Genomic DNA, 25,823 nt, shown 5'->3' on the forward strand with positions numbered 1-25,823 from the left:
GCCCCTCTAGGCTGTCCGGGTGATGGACGCCGTACCCTCCGCCTGGAACCTGGCGAACGTTGTCACGGTGCTGCGTATCGCGCTGGTGCCCTTCTTCGCCTGGGCTCTCCTCGCCGACGGCGGCCACAGCACGACGGGCAGGCTGATCGCGACCGCGCTCTTCGTCGTGGCCGCGGCGACCGACCGGCTCGACGGCTGGCTCGCTCGCCGCTCCGGCCAGGTCACGGACCTCGGCAAGCTCCTCGATCCGATCGCGGACAAGGTGCTCATCGGCACCGCCCTCGTCCTGCTGTCGTGGCTCGGCGACCTGCCGTGGTGGGTGACCGTGGTGATCCTCGTGCGCGAGCTGGGCATCACGGCCATGCGGTTCTTCCTGCTGCGGTACGTGGTGCTGCCCGCCTCCCGGGGAGGCAAGCTGAAGACCGTCCTCCAGTCGGTGGCGATCGGGCTCTACCTCCTGCCGCTCGACGAGCTTCCCGCGTTCGTCGAGGTGGTCGCGGCGGTCGTCATGGGCGCGGCGGTGGTGGTGACCGTGGTGACCGGCCTGGACTATGCGCGGGCGGGCCTGCAGATCCGCCGCACCGCCAGCCGCCCGCCCGCCGCTGGGCTGTGACGTGTCCCTGGCGACCGACCTCCTCGCGGCGCTCGGTGCGCGCGGCTGGTCGCTGGGCGTGGCCGAGTCGCTGACCGGTGGGCTCGTGTCGGCCGCGCTCGTGGACGTGCCCGGAGCCTCGGCGGTCCTGCGCGGGGCCGTCGTCGCCTACGCCACCGATCTCAAGGGGACGCTGCTCGACGTGGACCGCGACCTGCTGGTGGCGCGCGGTGCGGTCGACCCGGACGTCGCGCGCGCGATGGCCCTCGGTGTCCGGACGCGCCTGGGGGCAGACGTGGGGCTGGCGACCACGGGGGTCGCCGGCCCCGACCCGCAGGACGGGCACCCGCCGGGCACCGTGCACGTCGCGGTCGCCACGCCGGACGGCACCCACGTGCGCTCCCTGGACCTGGCCGGTCCCCGGGCGTCCGTGCGGGCGCAGACCGTGGACGCCGTCCTGGCGCTGGGGGTGGAGTTCGTGGCCGAGCGGGGTGAATCTCGACCCTGGGACCTGCCCTAGGGCGCGGGAGCGGGAACACTGCGGGGTGTCGCGTCGTTGGAACGTCCGTGATGAGCACTCGACCCCCGGCACGGCGCATGCCGTCGCGTGTCGGCGGTGCAAGGTACGGTGGAATCCTCCCGGCGAAGGTTTCTGGGGTTCCAGTGGTCCCGGGTCCCCAGCGGATCCCGGTTCCCGGCAAAGATGTGGCACGTGACGCGAGAGGGGGAGCCCGGATGGTTGTACTCCGTCGAGAGATCGGCGATGTGCTGCGGGATGCGCGACAGCGCCAGGGGCGCACCCTGCGTGAGGTGTCGTCGGCAGCCCGCGTGTCGCTCGGGTACCTGAGCGAGGTGGAGCGGGGCCAGAAGGAGGCGTCCTCGGAGCTGCTCAACAGCATCTGCGAGGCGCTCGACGTCCCGATGTCGCTCGTCCTGCGTGAGGTCAGTGACCGCGTGGCCGTCGCCGAGGGTCTGCTGATCCCCGACACGGTGCCGGCGGACCTCGCGGCGTCGGTGGCCAGCGCCACCGACTTCGGATGGGCGCGGTCGCGGTCGGAGCTCGCCGCCATCAGCTGAGGTAGTTCGTGAATGATCGGGCGGGATCTCCGCTCGGTCGACGGGTGGCTTCCGGGCGCCCGCGACGACGGACAGCGATGTTCGTTCGTCCTCCTGCACGGTCCGTGGGCACCCGCCCGCGGACCGTTGCGCGTTCCGGGGTCAGGCAGGGTCCGCCTGGCATCGCGGGCAGTAGAAGATCGGGCGCTCCATCGGCGGCTTGCGCGCCTGCCCCACGACAATCGGTCGCCCGCACCGGTGGCACGGCTGGCGCAGCCTGCCGTGCACGTGACCGGGAGGCCGGCCGTCAGCGACCGCCCGTTGGAGCTGCCGTCGAGCGACCGACAGCAGCCGACCGGGGTCGTCGACCGCGTCCGCAGGCGTCCACGGCCACAGCCGCTCGGCGAACAGCGACTCGGCCGCGAAGATCGTGCCGATCCCCGCGGTGACCGTCTGGTCCAGGAGCACCTCCGCCGCGGGAGTCGACCCGCGGTCCGTCCACCGCCGCAGCGCCTCGTCCAGGTCGAGCTCCTCCGCCAGCATGTCCGGCCCCAGGTGCCCGATCAGGGTGCGCTCGTCGCGGGTGCGCACCACGTCGAGCATCCCCAGGTGGTACCCGACCGTGGTCCAGTCCGCCGTGGCCAGCACCGCACGGACCTGCGGGGACCGGGCCGACGCCTCGGGGGAGCCGGTGCGGGCGATCCGCCAGTACCCCTCCATGCGCAGGTGGGTGTGCAGCGTCCGGCCGTCGTCGAACCGGGTGAGCAGGTGCTTGCCGTAGGACCGGGTCTCCAGGACGGTGCGGCCGACGAGGTCCACCGTGGCTGCGGTCGGCCAGCGCAGGTCGGAGCGGACGAGCACCTGGCCGCCGATCGCCTGCTGGAACCGGTCCGCGGTCCGGCGCAGGATGTCGCCCTCAGGCACGGGACCTCACGACTGGCGCAGGCGCAGGCCGCGCGGGGTGGTGGCGAACCCGGCGGCGGCGAGCGCCTTGCCGAGCGGGCTGTGCAGCGCACCCTCGAGGACGTCCACGCCGTCGACCCGCACGATCGTGAGCCGACCGGTGTGCCGGGTCCGTGCCGTGGTCACGAGCCCCTCGGCGGCGGCGTCCAGGACCCCGGTGTCGGACGTGAACGACAGGACGGTCCGGCCGCCGCGCTCGAGGTAGAGCACCAGCGCGCCGTCGACGAGCACGACGAGCGCGCCTCCCTTGCGACCGGGTCGGTGCCGGCCCGCGCCGCCGTCCGTCGGGTCGGGTCCGGCGACCGGCCAGGGCAGCGACGCGCCGTACGGGTTCGCCGGGTCGGTCGCTGCCAGCACCACGACCTGGAGATCGGTCGGACCGTCCTCGTCGGCCGACCGCTCGACCACCTGGGCGTCGATCCGCAGCCGGTCCACCGCGCCGGGCAGCGCGAACTGCGAGCCGCCGAGCCGCTCGACGAAGTAGCCGCGTCGCACCTGACCGCCCTGCTCCAGCGCGGACAGCACGCGATAGACGTCGGCGAACCGGGCGCCGATCCCCTCCGCCGGGGCGACCGCGCGGGTGAGGATGCCGTGCCGGTCGAGCAGCTGGGCGGCCAGGGCGTGCGCCCGCAGCGTCGGGTCGGGCTCGCGCGCCGGCAGCAGGGACCAGCGGCCGCCGCTCGCGGCGCCGTTGAGCCCGAGCGCGCTCGACCGGGTGCCGGGGTCGCCGGCAAGCTGGACGGCAGCGCGCAGGCCGAGGCGTGGGCGCAGCGGCCGCCCGCGGGGTGCCGCGGACTTCGTGCGGTGGGCCGTGCTCCCGGTGCCCAGCCAGGCGCGCAGGGGGGCGAGGCCGTCGTTGGTCACGTGGCCCGCCCACACCAGATCCCACACCGCGGTCGCCACGTCGGCCTGAGACGGTGATGCCTCGTCGGGACGGAGCTGGCGGACGCGCTCAGCCAGCGCGCCGAGGAACCAGGCCCCACCGCCGCCGAGCGCCTCGAGGATGGCGGTGTGCAGCGGGGAGTCGGGCGCGGTCTCCGCGGCCGGGAGGGTGAGGTCGGCGACCGCGGCGGGATGCACCGAGATGAGGCCGTCGTGCCCGGCCAGCGACCCGTGGCCCGCCCAGACGACCTCGCCCGCAGCAGTCAGCTCGTCGAGCATCGCCGGGCTGTAGTCGATCACCCGGGCGGGCAGGACGTGGGTCTCCAGTGCCGACGCCGGCAGGACCGCGCCGGCGAGCTGTTCGACCACGCGCGCGACGCCGTCGACGCCCCGCAGCGTGCCGGTGGCCGAGCCGCGGCCGGACCGACCGACGGGCTGCACTCCCTGCCAGCGCGGCAGGAACACCCCGAGCGCCTGCGGGTCGACCGGTTCGACCTCGGCCCGCAGCGCGGCGAGAGACCGGCGCCGCAACGTCCGCAGCACGTCGGCGTCGCAGAACTCGTCGCCGGTACCCCCGAGCACGTCCGGGCGCAGGCGTCCCTGCACGAGCACGCCCAGGCCCTCCAGCCGGCGCAGCGTCTCCGCCACGACCGCCACACCCCAGCCGAACCGGGTGGCGGCCTGTGCCGCCGTGAACGGCCCGTGCGTGCGGGCGTGCCGGCGCAGCAGGTCGCCCACCGGGTCCGGCACCACCTCGGTGAACACCTCGGGCACCCCGACCGGCAGAGCGACCCCGAGTGCGTCGCGCAGCCGCCCGGCGTCCTCGACGGCCGCCCACTGCTCCGCACGGTCCGGCGCCACGCCGCCGAGCCGCACCCGGATCAGGCGCCGCGCGCTCTCGAGCTCGGTCAACCAGGCCGGCACCTGCTCGCGGACCTCCGGCTTCGTGCGCTCCGCCAGCTCGCCCGCGGTGAGCGGTCCGTGCCGCCGGACGGCGTCGGCCAGCTGCTCGAGCGTGCCCGCCTGACGCTCCGGCGCGCGGCCGCTCAGCTCGGCCTCGGTGCGCAGCACGGCGTCCGGGTCGAGCAGGTCGGCCAGCTGGGACTCGCCGCCCTGGCCCAGGAGCTCGGCGAGCAGCGTGGGGTCGAGGGTGAGCGCGGCGGCCCGGCGCTCGGCCAGGGGCGCGTCGCCGTCGTAGAGGAACTGGGCGGTGTACCCGAACAGCAGGGACTGCGCGAACGGCGACGGCTGGGTGGTGGTCACCTCGACCACGCGGATCTTGCGCGACGCGACGTCCCGCATGAGCGTGGTCAGCGCCTCGGTGTCGAAGTCGTCCTGGAGGCACTCCCGGACCGCCTCGAGCAGGATCGGGAAGTCGGGGTAGGCCGACGCCACCGACAGCAGCTGCGCCGAGCGCTGCCGCTGCTGCCAGAGCGGCTGGCGGCGGTCGGGCCGGCGCCGGGGGAGCAGCAGGGCGCGGCTCGCCGCCTCGCGGAAGCGTGCACCGAACATGGCCGAGGAGCCCAGCTCGGCCTGCACCGAGTCGAGCACCTCGTCGGGGTCGAGGAACAGGGACGCCAGGTCGATCGCCGGCCCGGTCTGCTCGGCCCAGGGGTCGTCGACGCCGAACCCCGCGTCCAGGCCGCCGTCCAGCATGTCGGGCAGGCGCAGGACGATCCCGTCGTCCGAGTGCATCGCGGCCGCGTCGACCCCGTACCGCTCGCGCAACCGAGCGCCGATGACGATGGCCCAGGGGGCGTGCACGCGCGCGCCGTACGGGGAGTGCAGCACCACCCGCCAGTCGCCCAGCTCGTCACGGAACCGCTCCACCACGAGCACCACGTCGGTGGGGACCTCGCCGGTCGCGTCGCGCTGCTCGCGCAGGTAGGTGAGCAGGTTGTCGGCCGCCCACGGGTCGAGCCCGGCCGCCTCGACGCGCGCGCGGGCGTCGTCGTCGGCCAGCGTGCCGAGCTCGCGGACCCAGGCGCCCATCGCCTGGCCGAGCTCGGCAGGCCGGCCCTGCGAGTCGCCCTTCCAGAACGGCAACCTGCCGGGGACCCCGGGTGCCGGCGTGACCAGCACGCGGTCCGGGGTGATGTCGTCGATCCGCCACGTGCTGGAGCCGAGCGTGAACATGTCGCCGACGCGGGACTCGTAGACCATCTCCTCGTCGAGCTCGCCCACGCGCTTGCCACCGCGCACCGTGCCGCCCGACCGCTCCGCGTCCACGGGGACGTCGCTGGTGGTCGCCCCGCTCGCCAGGAACACACCGAACAGGCCACGGTCCGGGATCGTGCCTCCGCTCGTGACCGCGAGCCGCAGCGCGCCCGGCCGCCCGCTGAGCACGTCGCGCACCCGGTCCCACACCAGCCGGGGCCGCAGCTCCGCGAACTCCTCGCTGGGGTACCGACCGGCCAGCATGTCGAGCACCGCGCGCAGCGTCGCCTCACCGAGCCCGGAGAACGGCGACGCCCGGCGGAGCACCATCGCCAGCTCGTCGAGCGACCAGTCCTCCACCGCGACCATGGCGACGATCTGCTGCGCGAGCACGTCGAGGGGGTTGCGGGGGATCCGTATCGCCTCGAGCGACCCGTCCCGCATGCGCTGGGCCGTGACCGCCGCGGGGACCAGCTCCCCCCGGAACGTCGGGAACACGATCCCTCGCGACACCGCACCCACCTGGTGCCCGGCCCGGCCCACGCGCTGGAGACCGCTGGCCACCGACGGCGGGGACCCCACCTGCACCACCAGGTCGATGGCGCCCATGTCGATCCCGAGCTCCAGCGAGCTCGTCGCGACCACCGCCGGCAGCAGCCCGGCCTTGAGCTCCGACTCGGTCCGCGTCCGCTCCGCGCGGCTCATCGAGCCGTGGTGCGCCCGCGCGAGGATCGTCGCAGCGTCCCGCGTGTCGACCCCGACCGCCGTCCCGGACTGCGCGGGCACCGCTGCCGCGCGCAGCGTCGCGGGGTCCGGCACGTCCTGGCCCGAGCGCTCGGCCCAGACCTCGTTCATCCGTGCGGTCAGCCGCTCGGCGCCGCGCCGCGAGTTGGTGAACACGAGGGTGGACCGGTGCTGGGCCACGAGGTCGACGACGCGCTCCTCGACGTGCGGCCAGATCGACGGGCGCGGCAGCGGGCCGGCCGCGGCGCCGGACAGGTCCAGGTCGTCCGTGCCCTCGGTGCCGCGCAGGTCCGACAGGTCCGGCACGGGGACGACGACCTCGACCTCGATCCTCTTGGTCGAGGGTGGCTGCACCACGACGACCGGACGGCCCCCGTCCGCCGTCGAGCGCGCGCCCCCGAGGAACTCCGCGACCGCGTCGACGGGCCGGACGGTGGCCGACAGGCCGATGCGCTGCACCGGTCCGGGACCGCCGGGGTGGTCGAGCAGCGCGTCGAGCCGTTCGAGCGACAGGGCGAGGTGCGCGCCCCGCTTGGTGCCGGCCACCGCGTGGATCTCGTCGACGATCACGGTGCGCACCCCGGCCAGCCCAGCCCGGGCGCCCGACGTGAGCACCAGGTAGAGCGACTCGGGGGTGGTGATCAGGATGTCCGGCGGCTTCGTCGCGAAGGCGCGGCGCTCGTTCGGGGGCGTGTCGCCGGTGCGGATGCCGACGGTCACGTCGGGCAGCTCGAGCCCGAGCCGCGTGGCCGCCTGCCGGATGCCGACCAGCGGGGAGCGCAGGTTGCGCTCGACGTCGGTGGCGAGCGCCTTGAGCGGGGAGACGTAGAGGACTCGGCAGCGCTCGACGGGATCGGCGGACCGCTCGCCGGTCAGGAGTCCGTCCAGCGCCCACAGGAAGGCGGCCAGCGTCTTGCCGGACCCGGTGGGGGCGACGACCAGCGCGTGGTCCCCGCCGGCGACCGCGGTCCACGCCCCGAGCTGCGCGGTGGTGGGCTCGGCGAAGGCACCCGTGAACCAGGTCCTGGTCGGGTCGGAGAAGCGGTCGAGCACCACCCGGCCATTGTGTCGGGCGGCACCGACACCCGCGCGCCTCGCGGGGTGGCAGGCTGTCACCCGTGAGGCTTCGAGAGTTCTGGCTGCTGGTGGACGAGGTCCTCGGCAGCGCGCACGGCCGCGAGCTGACGCGTGAGCTCGTGCTCCGCGGGCTCGACCAGCGCACGGCGATGCAGGCCCTCGACGACAACGTCGAGCCGCGCACCGTCTGGCACGCGCTCTGCGACGAGCTCGAGATCTCGGAGATCGACCGCTGGGGGGCGGACGCCCGCCGCCCAGCGCCCCCACGCGCCTAGGAGACCGCCTCATGACGTCCCGGACCGGCACGCGCGCCACCACCTGGGCGCCGAGCGTGCGCGACGTCGGCGAGGCGGTCCTGACCCTCGTGGCCACCGGCGTCGGCCTCGCCCTCGCCGTCGCGCTCAGTCGCGGTGTCCGCGCCGACGACGTCGCGGCCATCGCCCTCGCGGCCCTCGTCGTGGCGGTCGGCGACCTCCTGCTCCGAGCCCCGCTGCGGTTCCTCGCCCGCCGGGGGAGCGCGGTCCTGGCGCTCGGCCTCGGGCTGCTGGCGCAGGTCGCCGTGCTGTGGTTGGCGCTCACGGTGGTGCCGGGCTTCACGGTGGACACCGTCTGGTCCGTGCTCGCGGTGCTCGTGCTCACCGCGATCGTCATGGCCGTGGGGCGGTGGCTGATCGGAGCGAGCAACAGCGACTACGTCGTCTCCGACCTCGTGCGTCGCGCGCGTCGGCAGGCCCGCCGCGAGGGGATCCGTCCGCGGGTGGCCGGCGAGGCACGCGAGGCAGGGCTGCTCGTGGTGCAGCTGGACGGCGTCGCGGCCCCGGTGCTGCGCGAGGCCATCGAGGCGGGACTGGCGCCGACCGTGCAGCGGTGGATGACCACGGGGAGCCACAGCCTGGAGTCCTGGTGGGCCCGGATCCCGTCGACGACGCCGGCCAGCCAGGCGGGTCTGCTGCACGGCGACTCCTCCCAGATCCCCGCGTTCCGCTGGTGGGACCGGGACCTCGGCCGGCTGGTCGTCACCAACCACCCCGAGGACGCCGCACTGGTCGAGCAGCGGCTCACCACGGGCAAGGGGCTGCTCGCGGGCGGGGGTACGGCGATCTCGACGATGTTCTCCGGCGACGCCGCGACCAGCTTCGTCGTGATGAGCAAGTCCCGCACCAAGGGCCCGGACGGCGGGCTCGGGCCGGGCCCGGCGTACGTGCGGTTCTTCGCCAGCCCGTTCGTGCTGGCCCGCGCCGTGAGCGTGTCGGCGGGGGAGATGATCAAGGAGCTCTACCAGGCGCACCGTCAGCGCGTGCGCGACGTGGAGCCGCGGATCTCGCGCGGCGGCTGGTACGTCGTCCTGCGCGGGATCACCAACGTGCTCCTGCGCGACCTGAACACGTCGCTGGTCGCCGAGGCGCTGCTCCGCGGTGATCCCTCGATCTACGTGGACCTCGTGGACTACGACGAGATCGCGCACCACGCCGGTCCCACCCGGCCGGAGTCGCTGCGCTCCCTGGAGGGCCTCGACCGCGTGCTCGGCACCCTCGAGCGGGTGGCCGCGGTGGCGCCGCGCGACTACGAGATCGTGGTGCTCTCCGACCACGGGCAGGCGCTGGGCGCCACCTACGAGCAGCTCGGCGGCGAGACCCTGCTGGACTCGGTGCGCGCGCACATGGCGGAGCCGGCCGCCGATGGGGTCGAGAGCAGCACGGGTGAGGACTGGGGCCAGCTGAACGCCCTGGTCAACAGCGCGCTGAACCTGTCGCGGGGCTCGGCCGTCCTGGGTCCCGACCAGGGGCGTCCGAAGCACCCGGCGACCGGGGCCGACGTGCCCGACGTGGTGACCGTCGGCTCCGGCAACCTCGGGCTCGTGTGGTTCCCGCAGGTGCCGCACCGGCTGTCGCTCGAGGAGCTGCAGGAGCGCTGGCCGGGCATGGTGACCGGGCTCGCGGCCCGGCCCGGCGTCGGGGTCGTCGTCGTCGACACGCAGGCGCGCGGCCTCGTCGCGATCGGGCCGCGCGGCCTCGTCCTGCTCGAGCAGCCCGATGCGGAGCCGGAGGGGGAGGACCCGCTCGTCCCGTTCGGCCCGCGCGGGCGCGCCGACCTGCTGCGCGCGGCCCGGCTCCCGCACACCGGCGACCTGCTGCTGGTCTCCACGGTCACCGACCGCGGCCACATCCACGCCTTCGAGGGCCAGGTGGGGTCGCACGGCGGGATCGGCGGGGCGCAGAACCACGCGTTCCTGCTGCACCCGACCCGCTGGCAGGTCGCCGACGAGCTCCGGGAGACCGTCGGGGAGGACGAGATCCTGGTGGGCGCCGAGGCGGTGCACGAGCAGCTGGTCCGCTGGGCCGACGCCGCGGGGCTGCGGCCATGACCGTGCACGTCCGGTGGCTGGGCCATGCGAGCACCGTGCTCGACGTCGACGGGGTCCGGCTGCTCACGGACCCGCTGCTGCTCCGGCACGCCGGGCTGCTGCGCCGCCGGGGGGCCGCCCCGCGCCCCGAGGACTGGCAGGGCGCCGACGTGGTCCTGCTCTCGCACCTGCACCACGACCACGCCGAGCTGGGCTCGCTGCGTCTGGTAGGTGACGTCCCGGTGCTCACCGCACCGGCGAACGCCCGCTGGCTGCGCGGTCACGGGGTGCCGTCGGCGCGCGGGCTCACCGACGTCGAGTGGTGGACGGTGCCGGGCTCGGACGTCCGGCTGCGGCTCGTCCCGGCCGTGCACGAGCACCGGCAGATGCCGCACCGGCCGAACTCGACGCACGGCTTCCTGGTGGCGACCGACGACGTCCGGATCTGGTTCGCGGGCGACACCGCCCCGTACGCGAGCATGTCGGTCCTGCCCGTGCTCGCCGGCGGCCCCGTCGACCTGGCGCTCGTCCCGGTCGGCGGCTGGGGGCCACGGCTGTCGGGTGGCCACATGGACCCGTCGCAGGCCGCGCGGGCGTGCCGGAGCGTGGGCGCGCGCTCGGCCGTGCCCATCCACTGGGGCACGCTGCACGCGCCCGTCTCGCGACGCCTGCCGCCGGGCTGGATGGACCGCGCCGGGCCGGCCTTCGCGCGCGCGGCCGCCCGCCTCGCCCCGGACGTGCGCGTGCACGTGCTGGCGCCGGGGGAGCAGCTCACGGTGACCCCGACACGCTGACGGCGTGTCGCGTACATCGAACACCTGTTCGGCTAGGGTGGTTTCTGCGAGTGGACGACCGAACCTCCCACAGCCCCCTCCGGCCGACGCCGGATCCCGGGGACGAGGGTGGCTCGGTCGGTATGTCGGTGGTCGGACATAGCGTCGCTCGCAACAAGACCAGCCCCCGTACCGCAGCAGCAGCTGCTCGAGACAGACGAGGTCGACATGCCCGCACCGAAGGATCGCGAGAAGGCCCTCGAGGCCGCGCTCAGCCAGATCGACCGCCAGTTCGGCAAGGGGTCGATCATGCGACTCGGCGACGACGGTCGCGCCCCGGTGGAGGTCATCCCCACCGGCTCCATCGCCCTGGACGTCGCGCTCGGCATCGGCGGGCTGCCGCGCGGCCGCGTCGTGGAGATCTACGGCCCGGAGTCCTCCGGCAAGACCACCCTCGCGCTGCACGCGGTCGCCAACGCGCAGAAGGCCGGCGGCATCGCCGCCTTCATCGACGCGGAGCACGCGCTGGACCCCGAGTACGCCAAGAAGCTCGGCGTCGACACCGACGCACTCCTCGTCTCCCAGCCGGACACCGGTGAGCAGGCGCTGGAGATCATGGACATGCTGATCCGCTCCGGCGCCATCGACGTCGTCGTCGTCGACTCGGTCGCCGCGCTCGTGCCCAAGGCCGAGATCGAGGGCGAGATGGGTGACAGCCACGTCGGCCTCCAGGCCCGGCTCATGTCCCAGGCGCTGCGCAAGATCACCGGTGCGCTCAACTCGTCCGGCACCACGGCCATCTTCATCAACCAGCTGCGCGAGAAGATCGGCGTGATGTTCGGGTCCCCCGAGACGACCACGGGTGGCAAGGCGCTGAAGTTCTACGCGTCGGTGCGCCTGGACATCCGCCGCATCGAGACCCTCAAGGAGGGCACGGAGGCGGTCGGCAACCGGACCCGCGTGAAGGTCGTCAAGAACAAGATGGCGCCGCCGTTCAAGCAGGCGGAGTTCGACATCCTGTACGGCGTCGGCATCTCCCGCGAGGGCAGCCTGATCGACATGGGCGTGGAGCACGGCTTCGTGCGCAAGTCGGGCGCCTGGTACACGTACGAGGGCGACCAGCTGGGCCAGGGCAAGGAGAACGCCCGCGCGTTCCTGCGGGACAACCCGGACCTGGCCGTGGAGCTGGACAAGAAGATCAAGGAGAAGCTCGGCATCGGCGCCCGGGTCGACGCACCTGCGGACGCCGTGCCGGTCGTCGACTTCTGAGCAGTCGCATGACCAGCAGAAACGGACGTCGGGGGCGGTTCGGCACCGAGCCGCCCCCGACGGGCTCGGCCGCGCAGGACGCCGAGCCGGACCAGGAGTCCGTGGCGCGGGCGATCGCGCTGCGGCTCCTCACCGCCTCGGCCCGGAGCCGGGCGCAGCTCGCCGAGGCCATGGCACGCAAGGACGTGCCGGACGAGGTCGCGGAGCGGGTGCTCGACCGGTTCACCGAGGTCGGGTTGATCGACGACACCGAGTACGCGCGCATGCTCGTCCGCACGCGCCACGCGGAGCGGGGGCTCTCCCGCCGGGCGATCGGGGTGGAGCTGCGCCGTCGCGGGATCGACGACGAGACGGCCCGCGACGCGCTCGAGCAGGTCGACGCAGACGACGAGGACGAGGCCGCGCGGCGGCTCGTGCGGCGCAAGCTGGCCTCGACGTCCGGCCTGGACGCGCAGACGCGGTCGCGGCGCACGCTCGCGGCCCTGGGGCGCAAGGGGTATCCACCCGGGCTCGTGGCACGGCTGCTGCGTGAGGAGCTCGCGCTCCAGGACCTCGAGGGGGAGCTGGACGGGTTCGACCCGGGTCCGTGACCTTCGGCACAACCGCACACACTCGTGCGCACGCCGGGGTGGCGAACGGCCCGGACGCGGCCGGGTGTGCGCGACAATGACACCCACCCGCGCACCGGCACCGTTGCGCGTCGAGCGCGGCCGGACCAGGAGGATGACGTGGACGCAGGCGCCATCGCCACGATCGTGGGGCTGCTCGGCGCGTGTCTGGTCGCCCTCGTGCTCGTCCTCGTCGCCCGCCGGGAGGCCGGCGTCCAGCGCGCACGAGCCGCGGAGGACGTCGCCTCGATCAAGGCCGACGCGCGCGCGATGCTCTCGGACGTCGAGCGTCGCGAGCGACGGCTGACCGAGCGGGAGCAGAGTCTCGCGGCCGACCGCACCGAGGTCGACGAGCTCGAGCGGCGCGCCCGCGCGGACGCCGAGGCAGCCGCCGAGGCGAAGCGGGCCGGGGCGCGCACGCTCGAGGACGCCGAGCGGGCAGCCGCCAAGCGTGCGGCCGACGCCGAGCGCGAGGCGCTCGTCGCGCTCGAGTCCGCCACGGGGCTGACCGCCGAGGACGCCCGCGCTGAGCTCACCCGCACGATCGTCGAGCAGGCGCAGAACGACGCGGCAGCGCAGGTCCGCCGCGCGGAGGCGCAGGCCCGCAGGACCGCGGAGGCGCGCGCGCGGCGCATCGTCACGACCGCCGTCCAGCGGCTCGCCGTCCCGACCAGCACGCAGTCGCCGCTCACGGTCCTGCCGCTCCCGTCGGACGAGATGAAGGGCCGGATCATCGGCAAGGAGGGCCGCAACATCCGGTCCTTCGAGGCGCTGACGGGCGTGAACGTGCTGGTCGACGACCAGCCGGACGCCGTGGTGCTCTCGTGCTTCGACACCGAGCGCCGGGAGGTGGCCCAGGTGGCGCTGGAGGCCCTCATGGCGGACGGCCGCATCCACCCGCAGCGCATCGAGCAGGCCTACGCCGAGGCGCTCGCCGGAGCGGACGAGCGGACCGACGCCGCCGGCCACGACGCCGCCGAGCGCGCCGGGGTGGGCGCCCTGCACCCGGCCCTGGTCCGCACGCTGGGCCGGCTGCGCCTCCGCACGTCCTACGGCCAGAACGTGCTCGAGCACCTGGTCGAGTCCGCCCAGCTGGCCGCCGCCCTCGCGGCCGAGATCGGCGCCGACGTCGACGTGACCCGCCGCGGTGCGTTCCTGCACGACCTGGGCAAGGCGCTCACCGCGGAGGTGCCCGGCACGCACGCCGCGGTCGGGGCGGACCTGGCGCGCCGCCACGGCGAGCCGGCCGTGGTGGTCAACGCGATCGCCGCGCACCACGACGAGGTGCCCGCCGAGACGGTGGAGGCGGTGCTCGTGCAGGTCGCGGACGCCATCTCCGCCGCGCGCCCCGGTGCCCGCCGCGAGGAGCTGGACCAGTACGTCGAGCGCATCGACAAGCTGGAGCAGCTGGTGGCCGCGCACGCCGGTGTGCGCCGCGCGCTGGCCATGTCTGCGGGGCGCGAGGTGCGCGTCGTCGTCGAGCCGTCCGAGGTCGACGACTACGCGCTGCCACAGCTGGCGGTCGCCATCGCCCGCCACATCGAGGCCGACCTGGCCTACCCGGGCGAGATCACGGTGACCGTGGTCCGTGAGATCCGGGCGAGCGCGACGGCCGGTTAGTCCTTCCCGATCGCGGTCACCAGGGTCGGCGCCTCCGCCTGCGGCTTCCCGGCGGTCCGGCGGCCGACACGTCCGGCGAGCATCTCCGCCAGCTTGGTGAGCCCGTAGTTGATGACGATGAAGATGAGCGCCGCCACGACCAGCGACTGCAGGATGTTGCCGTTGCCGGACCCGTACCGGCGCGCGGCGTCCAGCAGCTCCGGGTACGTGATGATCACGCCGAGCGCGGTGTCCTTGAGGATCACCACCAGCTGGCTGGCGATCGCGGGCAGCATCGCGATGACCGCCTGCGGTACCTCGATGAGCCGCAGCGACTGCACGTCCCGTAGCCCGACGGCGAGCGCGGCCTCCCGCTGACCCTTGGGCAGGCCGTGGACACCGGACCGGATCAGCTCCGCGAAGACGGAGCCGTTGTAGAACGTGAGGCCCAGGACGACGGCGACCAGGGGGACGTCGGACGGCTCGATGATCCGCAGCTGCCCGAGACCGAGGTAGAAGAAGATCATCATGAGCAGCACGGGCACAGCGCGGAAGAACTCGACGACGCCCCCGCTCAGGGTGCGCACGATCTTCGACGACGACAGCCGCCCGAGGCCGAACACGAACCCGTAGACCGCGCTGGTCACGATCGAGATGCCGGCGGCCTTCAGGGTCTCGACGAGGCCGGGCAGCAGGTAGTTGACCCACGGGTTGGCGGTCAGGAACGGCTTCCAGAGGGCGGCGTCGAGCTGCCCCTTCGCGCCCAGGCGCGCGAGCACCCAGACGCCGATGCCGGCCACGACGACGGTCGCGGCGACGTTCACCCAGACCATGCGCCGCCGGGCGACGGGACCGGGGACGTCGAACAGGGTGCTCATCGGGACACCGCCATTCGTCGGGAGAGCGAGGTCGTGGCCAGGCCGATCGGCACGACGATGAGCACGAAGCCGAGCGCGAAGGTCAGGAAGATCGCGAGGATCACGTCGGGGCGGAACTCGATCATGGTCTTCATCAGGCCGGACGCCTCCGCCACGGACGCGGCGGCCGCGACGGTGGAGTTCTTGGTCAGGGCGATGAGCACGTTGCCCAGGGGGGCGACGGACCCGCGGAACGCCTGCGGGAGAATGATCAGCCGCGCGGCGGGCCAGAACGAGAGCCCGATCGCGCGGGCCGCCTCGGCCTGGCCGACGGGCACGGTGTTCACGCCGGAGCGCAGCGCCTCGCACACGAAGGCGGCGTGATAGATGCTCAGGCCGAGCACGGCGAGCCGGAAGAAGTTCGTCTGGAAGTCGGGCGAGAGCGTCAGGCCCAGCTGCCCCCAGAGCCCGAGCACGCAGAAGACCATGATGATCGTCAGGGGCGTGTTGCGCAGGAGCGTCACGTACGTCGAGCCGGCCCAGCGCAGGCTCGGCACAGGCGAGATCCGCATGACCGCGAGCACCGTGCCCATGACCAGCGCGATGATCGCGGCGTAGAAGGTCAGCTGGATGTTGACCCAGAACGCCGCCAGCACGTCGAACTCGTCGAACAGCGACAGGAACTGCTGGAGGAAGCCGTCGTCCACCGACACTCCTTGGTTTCGGAGGGACCGGGGGCCGCGCGGTCGCCGCGCGAGCCCCCGGAACGTCAGCGGGTCAGGCGCAGGCGGCGGGCTCCGGAGGGTTGAGCTCCTCGTTGGCCTTGTAGCCGGAGGCGCCGACGTTCTTGTCCAGCAGCTCCTGCCACGTGCCGTCCTCGATCATCTTGGTGATGGCCTCGTTGATGGCCTCGCACTTGTCGGACTCCTTGGGAAGGCCGACGCCGTAGTTCTCCTCGGAGAACGGGTTGCCGACGACCTTGACCTTGCCCTCGTTCGCGGGCACGGCCGCGAGACCGGCCAGGATGATGTCGTCCGTCGTGACGGCGTCGACCGTGCCGGCGGTCAGGGCGGTCACGCACTCGGCGTACCCGGGCTGCTCGAGCAGGTTGGTCCCCGCCGCGTACTCGTCCTTGATGCGCTGCGCCGACGTGGAGCCGGTGACGGAGCAGAGGTTCTTGCCCTCGAGGTCCTCCGGGCCGGTGATCGAGTCGTCGTCCGCGGCGACCAGCAGGTCCTGACCGGCGACGAAGTACGGGCCGGCGAAGGAGACGACCTCCTTGCGCTTGTCGGTGATCGAGTAGGTGGCGAAGATCATGTCCACCTGACCGTTCTGGAGCAGGGTCTCGCGCTGGGCCGAGGGGGACTGGACCCACTCGATCTGGTCCTCGCCGTAGCCGAGCTCCCCGGCGACGAACTTCGCCACGTCCACGTCGAAGCCGGTGTACTCGCTGCCGTCCTGGAAGCCCAGACCGGGCTGGTCGAACTTGATGCCGATCTTGATGGTGCCCTCGGCGCCACCGGAGGTCTCGGTCGCCTCGCTCGTCGCGCCCGCGTCCGTGTCGTCGTCGCCGCCGTCGCTCGAACAGCCGGCGAGCGTGAGCGTGGCCGCTGCGGCGAGAGCCAGAACCAGTCGTCCTCTACGCATGATGTGTCCCCTTTTGTGTGTGCGGTGTCGGTTCGGTTGCGGTGGGGGTGTGGGTCAGTGGGTGAGGATCTTCGACAGGAAGTCCTTCGCGCGGTCGCTCGTCGGAGCAGTGAAGAACGTCTCCGGGTCGGCCTCCTCGACGATCTGGCCGCCGTCCATGAACACCACGCGGTTGGCAGCCTTGCGGGCGAAGCCCATCTCGTGGGTGACGACGATCATCGTCATGCCGTCGCGGGCGAGGCCGACCATGACGTCGAGGACCTCGTTGATCATCTCGGGGTCGAGCGCGGAGGTCGGCTCGTCGAAGAGCATGACCTTGGGCTGCATGGCGAGCGCCCGAGCGATCGCCACGCGCTGCTGCTGACCCCCCGAGAGCTGCGCGGGGAGCTTGTCCGCCTGGTTGCGCACCCCGACGCGGTCGAGGAGGTCGAGCGCGATCTCGCGGGCCTTGGCGGGCTTGACGCCCTTGGCCTTGACCTGGCCGAGCGTGACGTTCTCCAGGACGGTCTTGTGCGCGAAGAGGTTGAACGACTGGAACACCATGCCGACGTCGGCCCGCAGCCGGGCCAGGGCGCGTCCCTCGGCGGGCAGCGGCTGGCCGTCGAGCGCGATGGTGCCGGAGTCGATGGTCTCCAGCCGGTTGATGGTCCGGCACAGGGTCGACTTCCCGCTGCCGGACGGACCGATGATCACCACGACCTCGCCGCGGCGCACGGTCAGGTCGATGTGCTGGAGCACGTGCAGGGGGCCGAAGTGCTTGTCGACGCCCCGGAGCTCCACGAGGGCGTCGGACGTCTGGTCGGTCGGGGCGGGCGGTGCGGCTGAGGTGTCCACCATTGGATGAACCTACGGGGGGTTTGCCCGATCTGGCGAGCCACGAGGGTCACGGTTCCGCAACGCACCCGTCAAGCGCTGACCTGCTGTGAAGGGTGATCGGTGCTCCGACGTACCCTTGTCGGTGATGTCCACGACCCTGCCCGCCGTCCTGCTCGACCCGCCGACGGCACCCCCGCGCACGTACCTGGTCAAGACCCTCGGCTGCCAGATGAACGTGCACGACTCCGAGCACATGGCGGGCATGCTCGAGCAGGCCGGCTACGTCGCGGCCGACCCCGCGCAGGCCGCCGCGGAGGACGCCGACGTCATCGTCATCAACACGTGCGCCGTGCGCGAGAATGCCGCGGACAAGCTGTACGGGAACCTGGGACGGCTCGCGAGCACCAAGCGCGCACGTCCCGGGATGCAGATCGCGGTCGGCGGCTGCCTCGCGCAGAAGGACCGCGCGGGGATCGTCGAGCGGGCGCCGTGGGTCGACGTGGTGTTCGGCACCCACAACCTCGACGTCCTGCCCGTCCTGCTCGAGCGCGCCCGCCACAACGCCGCGGCGCAGGTCGAGATCGAGGAGTCGCTCCAGGTCTTCCCGAGCACCCTGCCGACCCGCCGCGAGTCGGTGTTCGCCGGCTGGGTGTCCATCAGCGTCGGCTGCAACAACACGTGCACGTTCTGCATCGTCCCGCACCTGCGCGGCAAGGAGCGCGACCGCCGGCCGGGGGAGATCCTGGCGGAGGTCGCGGCGCTGGTGTCCCAGGGCGCGATCGAGGTGACCCTGCTCGGTCAGAACGTGAACTCCTACGGCGTCGAGTTCGGTGATCGGGGCGCCTTCGCGTCGCTGCTGCGCGCGGCCGGTGCGATCGAGGGCCTGGAGCGCCTGCGCTTCACCTCGCCGCACCCGGCGGCGTTCACGGACGACGTCATCGCGGCGATGGCCGAGACCCCGACGGTGATGCCGCAGCTGCACATGCCGCTCCAGTCGGGCTCCGACCGCATCCTGCGCGCCATGCGCCGGTCGTACCGGTCGGACAAGTTCCTCGGCATCCTCGACCGCGTCCGGGCCGCCATGCCCGACGCGGCGATCACCACCGACATCATCGTCGGCTTCCCGGGGGAGACCGAGGAGGACTTCGCGGAGACCCTCCGGGTGGTCGAGGCCTCGCGGTTCGCCTCGGCGTTCACGTTCCAGTACTCGCCGCGCCCCGGCACGGCCGCGTTCGACCTGCCCGACCAGCTGCCCAAGACGGTCGTGCAGGAGCGGTACCTGCGGCTGACGGCGCTCCAGGACCGGATCTCGCAGGAGGAGAACCAGACGCAGGTCGGCCGCACCGTGCAGGTGCTCGTCGCCGAGGCCGAGGGCCGCAAGGACGGGGCGACGCACCGGGTCACGGGCCGGGCCGCCGACAACCGCCTCGTGCACCTCGCCCTGCCCCCCGCCTCGGCCGACGCACCTCGGCCCGGGGACCTGGTCACCGTCACCGTGACGCACGCCGCGCCGTACCACCTGGTCGCGGACTCCGCGGTGGACGGCGGGACCTTCGAGGTCCGTCGCACGGCCGCCGGGGACGCGTGGGAGCGCCGCAAGGACGGTGCCGACGAGCACAGCCACGGCGCGTCCGGCGACGCGTGCGGCACGGGTGGACCGGCCGGACCGGTCGCGCTGGGTCTGCCGACGCTGGTCCGGCGCTGAGACCCAGGCGCTGAGACCTAGTTGTCGGGCACGTCCGGCGGCGGAGCGTCGTCACGCGGCAGCACGGCCTCCATGGCCGAGAACATCTGCACCCCGGTGCCCAGCCCGCACGCCAGCAGCTGGGCCAGCTGCGGGTCGGTGACGCCCGGCTCGAAGTCCGCGGACACCTCGCTGTAGAGGGCGAGCACGCCCTCCTCCTCGCGCAGGTACGCCTTGGGCCAGATCCGCTCGCGGTTCCAGTCGTTGATGGCCAGGGAGGCGGCCTCGCGCTGGTCCAGCTGGAGACTGCGGTGCCACCGACCGCGGACCTGCAGGATCTCCTGCTGCTCGCCGAGCAGGAGGAACCAGAACCGGCTGCCGTCCCACGTGCCCGTCAGGTCGCCGTCGTCGTCGACCACGAACCGGTAGCCGCGGCCGACGAGGTAGTCCGCGATCCGCTCGCGGGTGAGCGGGACCGGCAGCTCGTCGTCGGGCGTCGGACGCTTGGTCGGCTTGGGCAGCCCCCCGAGCACCCGCAGCAGCCACCCAGGCCCGCTCACGGTGCGACTCCCGCCGGGTCGGGGTAGCGCTCGTCCAGGGCGTCGAAGAACATGCTCCCGGTCGACAGTCCGCAGAACAGCATCTGGCTCAGCTGGGAGTCGGTGGCGCCGTGCTCCAGGTCGGTGGCCACCTCGGACACCACGTGCACGCGGCCGTTGTCCCGGACGCGGACGTACGCCTTGGGCCAGATGCGGTCGGCGTTCCACTCGTTGCAGACGTCGAGCACCTCCTCGAGCCGCTCGATCGCGACCTCCCGGTGCCACTGGCCGCGCACCTGGAGGATCTCCGACTTCTCCCCGAACAGGAAGAAGTAGAAGAGCCGCCCGCGCCACAGGCCCCCGAGGTCACCGTCGTTGTCCACGAAGTAGCTGAACTGGTTGTTGGTCATCCAGGCGGCGATCCGGGCCGGCGTCACGTCCGTCGGCAGGTCCGCCGCCGGCTCGGCGACACCGAGCTCGCGTGCCAGCAGCTGCGCGACCCGGTCGTGCAGCTCGTCGTCGTCGGGCTCGAGAGAGGGCGCGGCGTCCGAGGCAGCCGTGGGCAGCGAGCGCCCCCGCCACCAGCGCCGTGCACGATCCCCGAGCGACCCCATAAGCAGGACAGTACCGGCGGTCACCCACACCGGGGTGCCGTCGTTCGGGTGCCATCTGCCTCCCGTAGGTTCGGGGGATGCTCGTCGTCGCCGCCCTCGTCCCGGACACCGCGCTCCTCGTGCCCGGTGCGGGCGGCTCCTCGGACGTGGTCTCCGGGCTGCGCGACGCGGCGCTGCGGGCCGTGCGGGAGGTCGTCGCCTCGGGGGTCCGGTCGATCGTCGTCGTGGCCCCGGGGCCGGCGGACCGGGTGGTCGCGGGTGCCGTGCGGACCACCCTCGGCGCGGCGGGGATCCCCGACCACCTGCTGGGCTGGCCGGTCGCCGACGTCCGGGTCGACGGCGTCGGGTCGGACGGGCCGGGCATCCCCGGCGTCGTCGCGCTCCACCTGCTGGTCCAGGCAGGGTGGACGGGTGCCGTGCGCGCGGTCGAGGTCACGCCGGAGCGCGGCGCCGACGGCCTCGCCGCGCTCGGGTCCGAGCTCGTCGCGGACGGCCCGACCGGTCTGGTGGTGGTCGGGTCCGGGAGCGGGCGCCACGGGCCGGACGCGCCGCTGGCCGACGACCCTCGCGCCCCCGGCCACGACGCGCGGGTGCTCGCCGACCTCGCGGACGCCGGACCGGCAGCCCGCGCACGGCTCGCCGCGGACGACCCGCGGGTGGCCGAGGAGCTGGCGGTGCGGGGATGGGCGCCGTGGCAGGTGCTGCGGGGGGCGGCCGGCAGCGCCCCGGTCCGGGCACGGCTGCTCGCGGAGTCGACGGAGCTGGGCGCCCACCACGCGGTGCTGGTCTGGGACGCCCGGTAGGGTCTCGCTGTTCATCCCCGACACGCCGAGGTCCCCGATGTCATCCGCGCCCGAGCACGAGCCCACCCTCCCGCCGCTGACGATCGAGCGCGTCGCGCAGCGGCTCGACGCGCGGGGCTCGGTCTACGGCCGGGACACGGACGGCGACCTCGTGGGCCGCTGGGACACGCACCCGTTCTGGTTCATCGCCATGGGCCGCACGAAGGAGTACCTCCAGGTCCGTGGCCGCTGGGCGCGGCAGGTGCCGGGCACGGAGTTCGGCAACGTCCTGCTGGGCGCGAACACGTGGTCCGAGACGATGGTCTGGCCCAAGATCTACGTGCGGATCGAGGACCAGCAGGTGGCCGTGTACACCGAGCACACCGTCGACTACCAGGACGGCGTCACCGACGAGCAGCTGGACCTGCACCTGACCGGCGGCATCGCCAGCGCCCTGCGCTTCTTCGCCGAGCTCGACGAGCGCTACCCCGACGCGGCGCCGACGCAGCCCGTGGCGCGTCAGCCGGAACCGCCGGTCGCCTACCACGACCCCGCGCGACCCACCGTGGAGTGAGGGCATGACGCTCGTGGTCGCGCTCGTCGGCCCGACGGCGACGGGCAAGTCCGACCTCGGCCTCGCGCTGGCCCACGCCCTGGGCGGGGAGATCGTCAACGCGGACGCGATGCAGCTGTACCGCGGCATGGACATCGGCACGGCCAAGCTCACCGTCGACGAGCGTCAGGGCGTGCCCCACCACCTCCTCGACGTGCTCGACGTGCGCGAGGACGCGTCGGTGGCCGACTACCAGACGCGCGCCCGGTCCGCGCTCGACTCGATCGCCGCCCGCGGCCACCGGGCGATCGCCGTGGGGGGCTCCGGGCTCTACGTGCGCGCCCTGCTCGACCACATGGAGTTCCCCGGCACGGACGAGGACCTCCGGGCACGGCTGGAGGCCCGTGTCGAGGCCGAGGGCGCCCGCGCCCTGCACGCCGAGCTCGCCAGCGCCGACCCGGTCGCGGCCGCGGGGATCGGCCCGCGGAACGCGCGCCGGATCGTGCGTGCGCTGGAGGTCATCGAGCTCACCGGCCGCCCGTACTCCGCGAGCCTCCCGCAGCACGTCTACGAGGTGCCGGCGGTGCAGCTCGGGCTGGACTGCGACCGCGCGGTGCTCGACGAGCGGATCACCGGCCGCGTCGAGCGCATGTGGTCGCGCGGCCTGGTGGCCGAGGTCGAGCACCTGCGCGAGCACGGGCTGGGTCGCACGGCATCGCGGGCCGTCGGGTACGCCGAGGTGCTCGCGATGCTGCGCGGCGAGCTGACCCCCGACGAGGCTCGGGCCGCGATCGCGGCGGGGACGCGCCGGCTCGCCCGCAAGCAGATGGGCTGGTTCGGCCGCGACCCGCGGGTGCACTGGCTCGACGCGCGGGACCCCGACCTCGTCGCGACGGCGGAGTCTCTCGTCGCCGCGGCCGACGCCGGCGAGCTGGGCCTCGCCACGGACGACCCGGCCCCACGACGTAGCCTGGGCTCATGACCGTGGTGGCCGCCCCGACCCTGCACGTGACCAAGGGTCACGGCACGCAGAACGACTTCGTGCTGCTCGACGACCGGGACGCCCGGATCGACCTGTCCGCGACGCTCGTCCGCGAGCTCGCGGACCGGCGTGCCGGGGTGGGCGGCGACGGCGTGATCCGGGTGGTCGCCAGCGAGCTCCTGCCCGAGGGCGTGGCGGCGCTGGCCGAGGAGCCGTCGGCGACCTGGTTCATGGACTACCGCAACGGCGACGGGTCGGTCGCCGAGATGTGCGGCAACGGGGTCCGCGTGTTCGCCGCCTACCTCGAACGGCTCGGGCTCTGGGACGCGGCCGACGGCGAGCTGGCCCTCGGCACCCGGGCCGGCGTCCGGCGCGTGCGGCGCGTCGAGGTCCCCGCCGGGATCGGCGACGACGTCTGGTACGCGGTGGACATGGGTCGATGGCACCTGCCGGGTGGTGCCGACGCCGCGCGCGCCGGCGCCGACGCGGAGGTCGGCGTCGCCGGGCTGGAGGTCGCGCGTGCCGGGCTGAGCGTCGACGTCGGCAACCCGCACGTCGTCCTGGCTCTCGGTGACGAGGACGAGCTGGCGGCCGCCGACCTCTCGCGCGCGCCCCAGGTCATCCCGGTGCCGCCGAACGGGACCAACGTCGAGCTCGTCGTGCCGCTCGGCGAGCACGAGGCCCCGGACGGCTCGCTCGTCGGCCGGCTCCGCATGCGCGTGCACGAGCGGGGGGTCGGGGAGACCCGGTCCTGCGGCACCGGGGCGTGCGCCGCCGCGCTGGCCGTCCGCACCTGGGCGGGCGTCGGCGCACCCGACGTGTGGCTGGTCGACGTCCCGGGCGGCACCGTCCGGGTGAGCGTCCTGCCGGACGGGCACGTCGAGCTCGCGGGACCGGCGGTGCTCGTCGCCGCGGCCGACGTGGACCTCACCGCGCTGACCGCCGGCCGCTGACGGCCGTGCGCCTGACACCCGCAGACCTGCGTGCGCCGCTGGGCGAGCGCGCCACGGTGGTGCAGTTCTCGAGCACGTTCTGCGCGCCCTGCCGCTCCACCCGCTACGTCGCCGAGCGTGCCGTCGCCACGACCGACGGGGTCGCGTACGTCGACCTCGACGTGGCCGACCACCTGGAGCTGGGGGAGCGTCTCGGCATCGACGTGACGCCGACGGTCCTCGTGCTCGACGCTCTCGGCCAGGTGGTGCGGCGCGCGTCCGGGGTGCCGACGCTCGCTCAGCTGCGCAGCGCGCTCGACTCGGCGTCGTCGGTGGGGTCCAGCGCCTGACCGCGACCGGCCCCGACGCGGGGGCCGACCAGCGCCGCACCGACCGCGAAGGCGGTCGCGACGGCCAGCGCCGCCGCGAAGGGGGCGTCCGGGCTGCGGTCGGCGGCGGCGAACGCCAGCGCGGTGAGCGACAGGGCGAGCGCCGCACCGATCGAGTCGGCGATCGACAGCGCCGAGCTGTTCACGCCCTGGCTCCCCGGGGCCGAGTACGCGAGCACCAGCACGGTCAGCCGGGAGTACACCAGGCCCATCCCGGCGCCGGCGACCGTCCAGAACCCGATGGCGACCACAGCCGGCAGGTGCGCGGCCGCGGTGACGAGCACGCCGGCGATCGCCGCCAGCACCAGGGCGGAGCCGACGACGACGGCCGTGCGGTGCGGCAGCCGGTCGCCGAGGCGCCCCTGGAGCCACGACGTCCCGGCCCAGGCGACGCCGGCGAAGGTCAGGGCGATCCCCGCGGTCGTGGGTGAGAACGCGTACCGCTCGGTGAGCAGGTACGGCAGGTACACCTCCGCCCCCAGGAACGCGCCCGAGACCAGGCCGCGGGTGGCGATGACGCTGGGCAGTCCGCGGGCCGCGCGCATCGTGCCTGCGGGCACCACCGCGCGCAGCGCGACGAGGGCGAGCACCGCCGTCCCGACCGCGACCAGCACCGACCACGGGACCGGGACCTGGGCGGCCAGGTTGAGCCCCAGCACGGCCGCGGCGGAGAGCGCGGCCCACGCGAGCCGGCCGCGCGGTGCCCGGTCACCGGGCGTCTCCGGCGGACCGATCCGCAGCAGCGCCGGGACGAGGGCCAGCGTGACCGGCACCACCAGGAGCGCGACGCCGAGGAACACCCAGCGCCACCCGAGGTGCTGGGCCACCGCTCCGGCGCCGGCCGGGCCGACGAGCGACGGGATGATCCAGGCCGCCGCGAACCACGCGAACACGCGCGGGTGCAGCATCGCCGGGTACAGCCGCGCGACGACCACGTAGACCGCGACCGTCATCGCGCCACCGCCGAACCCCTGGAGGAGCCGACCCGTGACGAGGAGCTCCATGGAAGGTGCCGCGCCCGCGACCAGGATTCCCGCGGTGAACAGCCCCACCGCGACCAGCAGCGGCGTCCGGGGTCCGCTGCGGTCGCTCCACGGACCGGCGACGACCATCCCGACGACCCCCGTGGCCAGCGGGCCGGCGAACGCGAACGCGTACAGGGTGGCGCCGTCCAGCGCCTGGGAGACCGTCGGCATCACCGTGGTCACGGCCAGCGACTCGAACGCCACCATGAAGATCAGCGCGACCATGCTCCACGTGGTGGTGCGCAGCGACCGCCAGTCGCTCATCGATCGCGCACGGCGAGCACGCGGAAGCCCTTGACGCTCGCGGTCCGCTCCACGTCCACCCCCAGCTCGGCAGCCATCCACCGCTGGAGCGAGTCCGCCCCGAGGTTCTTGCTCACGACGAGGTGCGCCTCCGCGCCCGGCGCGCGGCGCCCCAGCCACTGCGTGAGCATCGCGTGCAGCGCCTCCTTGCCCACCCGGATGGGCGGGTTGGACCAGATGGCGGTGAGCTGCGTGTCCGGCGGCACCTCGTCCGGCCGCACGGCCCGCACGTTGGTGACCCCCAGCCGCTCGGCGTTGCGGCGCGTGAGGTCCAGCGCGCGCTCGTTCACGTCGACGGCCCAGACCGTGGCGGCGGGGGACTCCAGCGCGAGCGTCAGCGCGACCGGCCCCCACCCGCAGCCGAGGTCGAGCAGGTCGCCCTCGGCCGGCGGTGCGGGGACGTGGTCGAGCAGCACGCGCGTGCCCAGGTCGACGTGGTCGGGCGAGAAGATGCCGCCGGCGGTCTCCACCTCCACCTGGCTGCCGGCCAGGTGAACACGCAGCAGTCGACGCTCGTCGGGGGAGGCCGGCTGCGCGGTGAAGTAGTGGTCCGGCTCGCTCACGCGCCGACCCTACCCATGGCGCCCCCCTCGGCCCGCAGCGAAATACCTCGGCCGCCGTCGGTGCCTCGTGCGA

At 73.9% G+C, this 25,823-nt stretch carries 25 protein-coding genes; 15 read left to right on the forward strand and 10 right to left on the reverse strand.

What is annotated here, in order from left to right; genetic code table 11:
- Positions 1-22 precede the first annotated feature (22 nt).
- The 3 genes from pgsA (at position 23) to ACO06A_RS16635 (ending at position 1,669) form a co-directional block, all read left to right on the forward strand.
- A complete protein-coding gene (gene pgsA / locus ACO06A_RS16625; RefSeq protein WP_421733308.1) occupies positions 23-613 on the forward strand; it encodes a CDP-diacylglycerol--glycerol-3-phosphate 3-phosphatidyltransferase in 591 nt (196 codons plus the stop codon).
- Position 614: 1 nt separating this feature from the next.
- Positions 615-1,112, forward strand: a complete 498-nt coding sequence (locus ACO06A_RS16630; protein WP_421733309.1) for a CinA family protein — start codon at positions 615-617, stop codon at positions 1,110-1,112.
- Between the two features lie 215 nt (positions 1,113-1,327).
- A complete protein-coding gene (locus ACO06A_RS16635) occupies positions 1,328-1,669 on the forward strand; it encodes a helix-turn-helix domain-containing protein (protein ID WP_056093268.1) in 342 nt (113 codons plus the stop codon).
- A gap of 141 nt (positions 1,670-1,810) precedes the next feature.
- Here the strand turns inward: ACO06A_RS16635 and ACO06A_RS16640 are convergent, their stop codons facing one another.
- Entirely contained in the window at positions 1,811-2,572 is a 762-nt protein-coding gene (locus tag ACO06A_RS16640; RefSeq protein WP_421733310.1) for a DNA-formamidopyrimidine glycosylase family protein, read from the reverse strand.
- 6 nt (positions 2,573-2,578) lie between these two features.
- Positions 2,579-7,450 carry an ATP-dependent helicase gene (locus ACO06A_RS16645; RefSeq protein ID WP_421733312.1) on the reverse strand — a complete coding sequence of 1,624 codons (4,872 nt, stop codon included), beginning with the start codon at positions 7,448-7,450 and terminating at the stop codon, positions 2,579-2,581.
- Between the two features lie 62 nt (positions 7,451-7,512).
- Between ACO06A_RS16645 and ACO06A_RS16650 the strand changes: the two genes are divergently transcribed.
- From ACO06A_RS16650 to rny, 6 genes are all read left to right on the forward strand, one after another.
- On the forward strand, positions 7,513-7,746 hold the full coding sequence (locus ACO06A_RS16650) for a DUF3046 domain-containing protein (RefSeq protein ID WP_421733313.1): 234 nt from the start codon (positions 7,513-7,515) through the stop codon (positions 7,744-7,746).
- Positions 7,747-7,757: 11 nt separating this feature from the next.
- Positions 7,758-9,836, forward strand: coding sequence for an alkaline phosphatase family protein (locus ACO06A_RS16655; protein ID WP_421733314.1), 2,079 nt, complete (start codon positions 7,758-7,760; stop codon positions 9,834-9,836).
- Complete coding sequence (locus ACO06A_RS16660; RefSeq protein WP_421733315.1) at positions 9,833-10,609, forward strand: MBL fold metallo-hydrolase; 777 nt, start codon at positions 9,833-9,835, stop codon at positions 10,607-10,609. The genes ACO06A_RS16655 and ACO06A_RS16660 overlap by 4 nt, the downstream gene beginning before the upstream one ends.
- A gap of 207 nt (positions 10,610-10,816) precedes the next feature.
- The gene (gene recA / locus ACO06A_RS16665) at positions 10,817-11,857 is read left to right on the forward strand and encodes a recombinase RecA (protein WP_056093287.1); all 1,041 of its coding nucleotides are present in this window, start codon (positions 10,817-10,819) and stop codon (positions 11,855-11,857) included.
- An 8-nt stretch (positions 11,858-11,865) separates the two neighbouring features.
- On the forward strand, positions 11,866-12,447 hold the full coding sequence (locus ACO06A_RS16670; protein ID WP_421733316.1) for a regulatory protein RecX: 582 nt from the start codon (positions 11,866-11,868) through the stop codon (positions 12,445-12,447).
- Positions 12,448-12,585: 138 nt separating this feature from the next.
- Entirely contained in the window at positions 12,586-14,085 is a 1,500-nt protein-coding gene (gene rny / locus ACO06A_RS16675; protein ID WP_421733317.1) for a ribonuclease Y, read from the forward strand.
- Here the strand turns inward: rny and ACO06A_RS16680 are convergent.
- The 4 genes from ACO06A_RS16680 to ACO06A_RS16695 form a co-directional block, all read right to left on the reverse strand.
- Positions 14,082-14,942, reverse strand: coding sequence for an amino acid ABC transporter permease (locus tag ACO06A_RS16680; protein ID WP_421733318.1), 861 nt, complete (start codon positions 14,940-14,942; stop codon positions 14,082-14,084). The two genes, rny and ACO06A_RS16680, sit on opposite strands and share 4 nt — an antisense overlap.
- Entirely contained in the window at positions 14,939-15,628 is a 690-nt protein-coding gene (locus ACO06A_RS16685) for an amino acid ABC transporter permease (protein WP_421733319.1), read from the reverse strand. The genes ACO06A_RS16680 and ACO06A_RS16685 overlap by 4 nt, the downstream gene beginning before the upstream one ends.
- 70 nt (positions 15,629-15,698) lie before the next feature.
- Positions 15,699-16,568 (reverse strand): glutamate ABC transporter substrate-binding protein, encoded by an 870-nt coding sequence (locus tag ACO06A_RS16690; RefSeq protein ID WP_421733320.1) that lies wholly within the window; start codon positions 16,566-16,568, stop codon positions 15,699-15,701.
- A gap of 54 nt (positions 16,569-16,622) precedes the next feature.
- Positions 16,623-17,405 (reverse strand): amino acid ABC transporter ATP-binding protein, encoded by a 783-nt coding sequence (locus ACO06A_RS16695; protein WP_421733321.1) that lies wholly within the window; start codon positions 17,403-17,405, stop codon positions 16,623-16,625.
- A 124-nt stretch (positions 17,406-17,529) separates the two neighbouring features.
- Here ACO06A_RS16695 and miaB point away from each other — a divergent pair, with 124 nt between their 5' ends.
- A complete protein-coding gene (gene miaB / locus ACO06A_RS16700; protein WP_421733322.1) occupies positions 17,530-19,089 on the forward strand; it encodes a tRNA (N6-isopentenyl adenosine(37)-C2)-methylthiotransferase MiaB in 1,560 nt (519 codons plus the stop codon).
- Positions 19,090-19,106: 17 nt separating this feature from the next.
- On the opposite strand, the gene ACO06A_RS16705 is transcribed toward miaB, so the two are convergent.
- The gene (locus ACO06A_RS16705) at positions 19,107-19,628 is read right to left on the reverse strand and encodes a YbjN domain-containing protein (protein ID WP_421733323.1); all 522 of its coding nucleotides are present in this window, start codon (positions 19,626-19,628) and stop codon (positions 19,107-19,109) included.
- Positions 19,625-20,221: a YbjN domain-containing protein gene (locus tag ACO06A_RS16710; RefSeq protein ID WP_421733324.1), complete on the reverse strand. Its 597-nt coding sequence runs from the start codon at positions 20,219-20,221 to the stop codon at positions 19,625-19,627. The genes ACO06A_RS16705 and ACO06A_RS16710 overlap by 4 nt, the downstream gene beginning before the upstream one ends.
- Positions 20,222-20,298: 77 nt before the next feature.
- Here ACO06A_RS16710 and ACO06A_RS16715 point away from each other — a divergent pair, with 77 nt between their 5' ends.
- The 5 genes from ACO06A_RS16715 to ACO06A_RS16735 are packed head-to-tail and all read left to right on the forward strand — an operon-like array spanning position 20,299 to position 23,820.
- A complete protein-coding gene (locus ACO06A_RS16715) occupies positions 20,299-21,024 on the forward strand; it encodes a hypothetical protein (protein WP_421733325.1) in 726 nt (241 codons plus the stop codon).
- Between the two features lie 37 nt (positions 21,025-21,061).
- Positions 21,062-21,577, forward strand: a complete 516-nt coding sequence (locus ACO06A_RS16720) for a YbjN domain-containing protein (protein ID WP_421733326.1) — start codon at positions 21,062-21,064, stop codon at positions 21,575-21,577.
- A gap of 4 nt (positions 21,578-21,581) precedes the next feature.
- Entirely contained in the window at positions 21,582-22,538 is a 957-nt protein-coding gene (gene miaA / locus ACO06A_RS16725) for a tRNA (adenosine(37)-N6)-dimethylallyltransferase MiaA (protein WP_421733327.1), read from the forward strand.
- A complete protein-coding gene (gene dapF, locus ACO06A_RS16730; RefSeq protein WP_421733328.1) occupies positions 22,535-23,491 on the forward strand; it encodes a diaminopimelate epimerase in 957 nt (318 codons plus the stop codon). The genes miaA and dapF overlap by 4 nt, the downstream gene beginning before the upstream one ends.
- Before the next feature lie 5 nt (positions 23,492-23,496).
- A complete protein-coding gene (locus ACO06A_RS16735; RefSeq protein WP_421733329.1) occupies positions 23,497-23,820 on the forward strand; it encodes a thioredoxin family protein in 324 nt (107 codons plus the stop codon).
- On the opposite strand, the gene ACO06A_RS16740 is transcribed toward ACO06A_RS16735, so the two are convergent.
- Positions 23,769-25,148 (reverse strand): MFS transporter, encoded by a 1,380-nt coding sequence (locus tag ACO06A_RS16740; RefSeq protein WP_421733330.1) that lies wholly within the window; start codon positions 25,146-25,148, stop codon positions 23,769-23,771. The two genes, ACO06A_RS16735 and ACO06A_RS16740, sit on opposite strands and share 52 nt — an antisense overlap.
- Positions 25,145-25,750, reverse strand: a complete 606-nt coding sequence (locus ACO06A_RS16745; RefSeq protein WP_421733331.1) for a class I SAM-dependent methyltransferase — start codon at positions 25,748-25,750, stop codon at positions 25,145-25,147. The genes ACO06A_RS16740 and ACO06A_RS16745 overlap by 4 nt, the downstream gene beginning before the upstream one ends.
- Between the last annotated feature and the right edge of the window lie 73 nt (positions 25,751-25,823).

The organism is Cellulomonas sp. (genome assembly GCF_965229465.1).
In the GTDB taxonomy this organism is placed as follows: Bacteria; Actinomycetota; Actinomycetes; order Actinomycetales; family Cellulomonadaceae; genus Cellulomonas.

Coding starts and splice junctions, on each gene's coding strand:
- ACO06A_RS16655 (WP_421733314.1), top strand. CDS start 7,758: ATGACGTCCCGGACCGGCACGCGCGCCACCACCTGGGCGCCGAGCGTG.
- recA (WP_056093287.1), top strand. CDS start 10,817: ATGCCCGCACCGAAGGATCGCGAGAAGGCCCTCGAGGCCGCGCTCAGC.
- miaB (WP_421733322.1), top strand. CDS start 17,530: ATGTCCACGACCCTGCCCGCCGTCCTGCTCGACCCGCCGACGGCACCC.
- dapF (WP_421733328.1), top strand. CDS start 22,535: ATGACCGTGGTGGCCGCCCCGACCCTGCACGTGACCAAGGGTCACGGC.
- ACO06A_RS16720 (WP_421733326.1), top strand. CDS start 21,062: ATGTCATCCGCGCCCGAGCACGAGCCCACCCTCCCGCCGCTGACGATC.
- ACO06A_RS16635 (WP_056093268.1), top strand. CDS start 1,328: ATGGTTGTACTCCGTCGAGAGATCGGCGATGTGCTGCGGGATGCGCGA.
- ACO06A_RS16715 (WP_421733325.1), top strand. CDS start 20,299: ATGCTCGTCGTCGCCGCCCTCGTCCCGGACACCGCGCTCCTCGTGCCC.
- ACO06A_RS16680 (WP_421733318.1), bottom strand. CDS start 14,942: ATGAGCACCCTGTTCGACGTCCCCGGTCCCGTCGCCCGGCGGCGCATG.
- ACO06A_RS16690 (WP_421733320.1), bottom strand. CDS start 16,568: ATGCGTAGAGGACGACTGGTTCTGGCTCTCGCCGCAGCGGCCACGCTC.
- miaA (WP_421733327.1), top strand. CDS start 21,582: ATGACGCTCGTGGTCGCGCTCGTCGGCCCGACGGCGACGGGCAAGTCC.
- ACO06A_RS16740 (WP_421733330.1), bottom strand. CDS start 25,148: ATGAGCGACTGGCGGTCGCTGCGCACCACCACGTGGAGCATGGTCGCG.
- ACO06A_RS16695 (WP_421733321.1), bottom strand. CDS start 17,405: ATGGTGGACACCTCAGCCGCACCGCCCGCCCCGACCGACCAGACGTCC.
- pgsA (WP_421733308.1), top strand. CDS start 23: ATGGACGCCGTACCCTCCGCCTGGAACCTGGCGAACGTTGTCACGGTG.
- ACO06A_RS16710 (WP_421733324.1), bottom strand. CDS start 20,221: ATGGGGTCGCTCGGGGATCGTGCACGGCGCTGGTGGCGGGGGCGCTCG.
- ACO06A_RS16670 (WP_421733316.1), top strand. CDS start 11,866: ATGACCAGCAGAAACGGACGTCGGGGGCGGTTCGGCACCGAGCCGCCC.
- ACO06A_RS16660 (WP_421733315.1), top strand. CDS start 9,833: ATGACCGTGCACGTCCGGTGGCTGGGCCATGCGAGCACCGTGCTCGAC.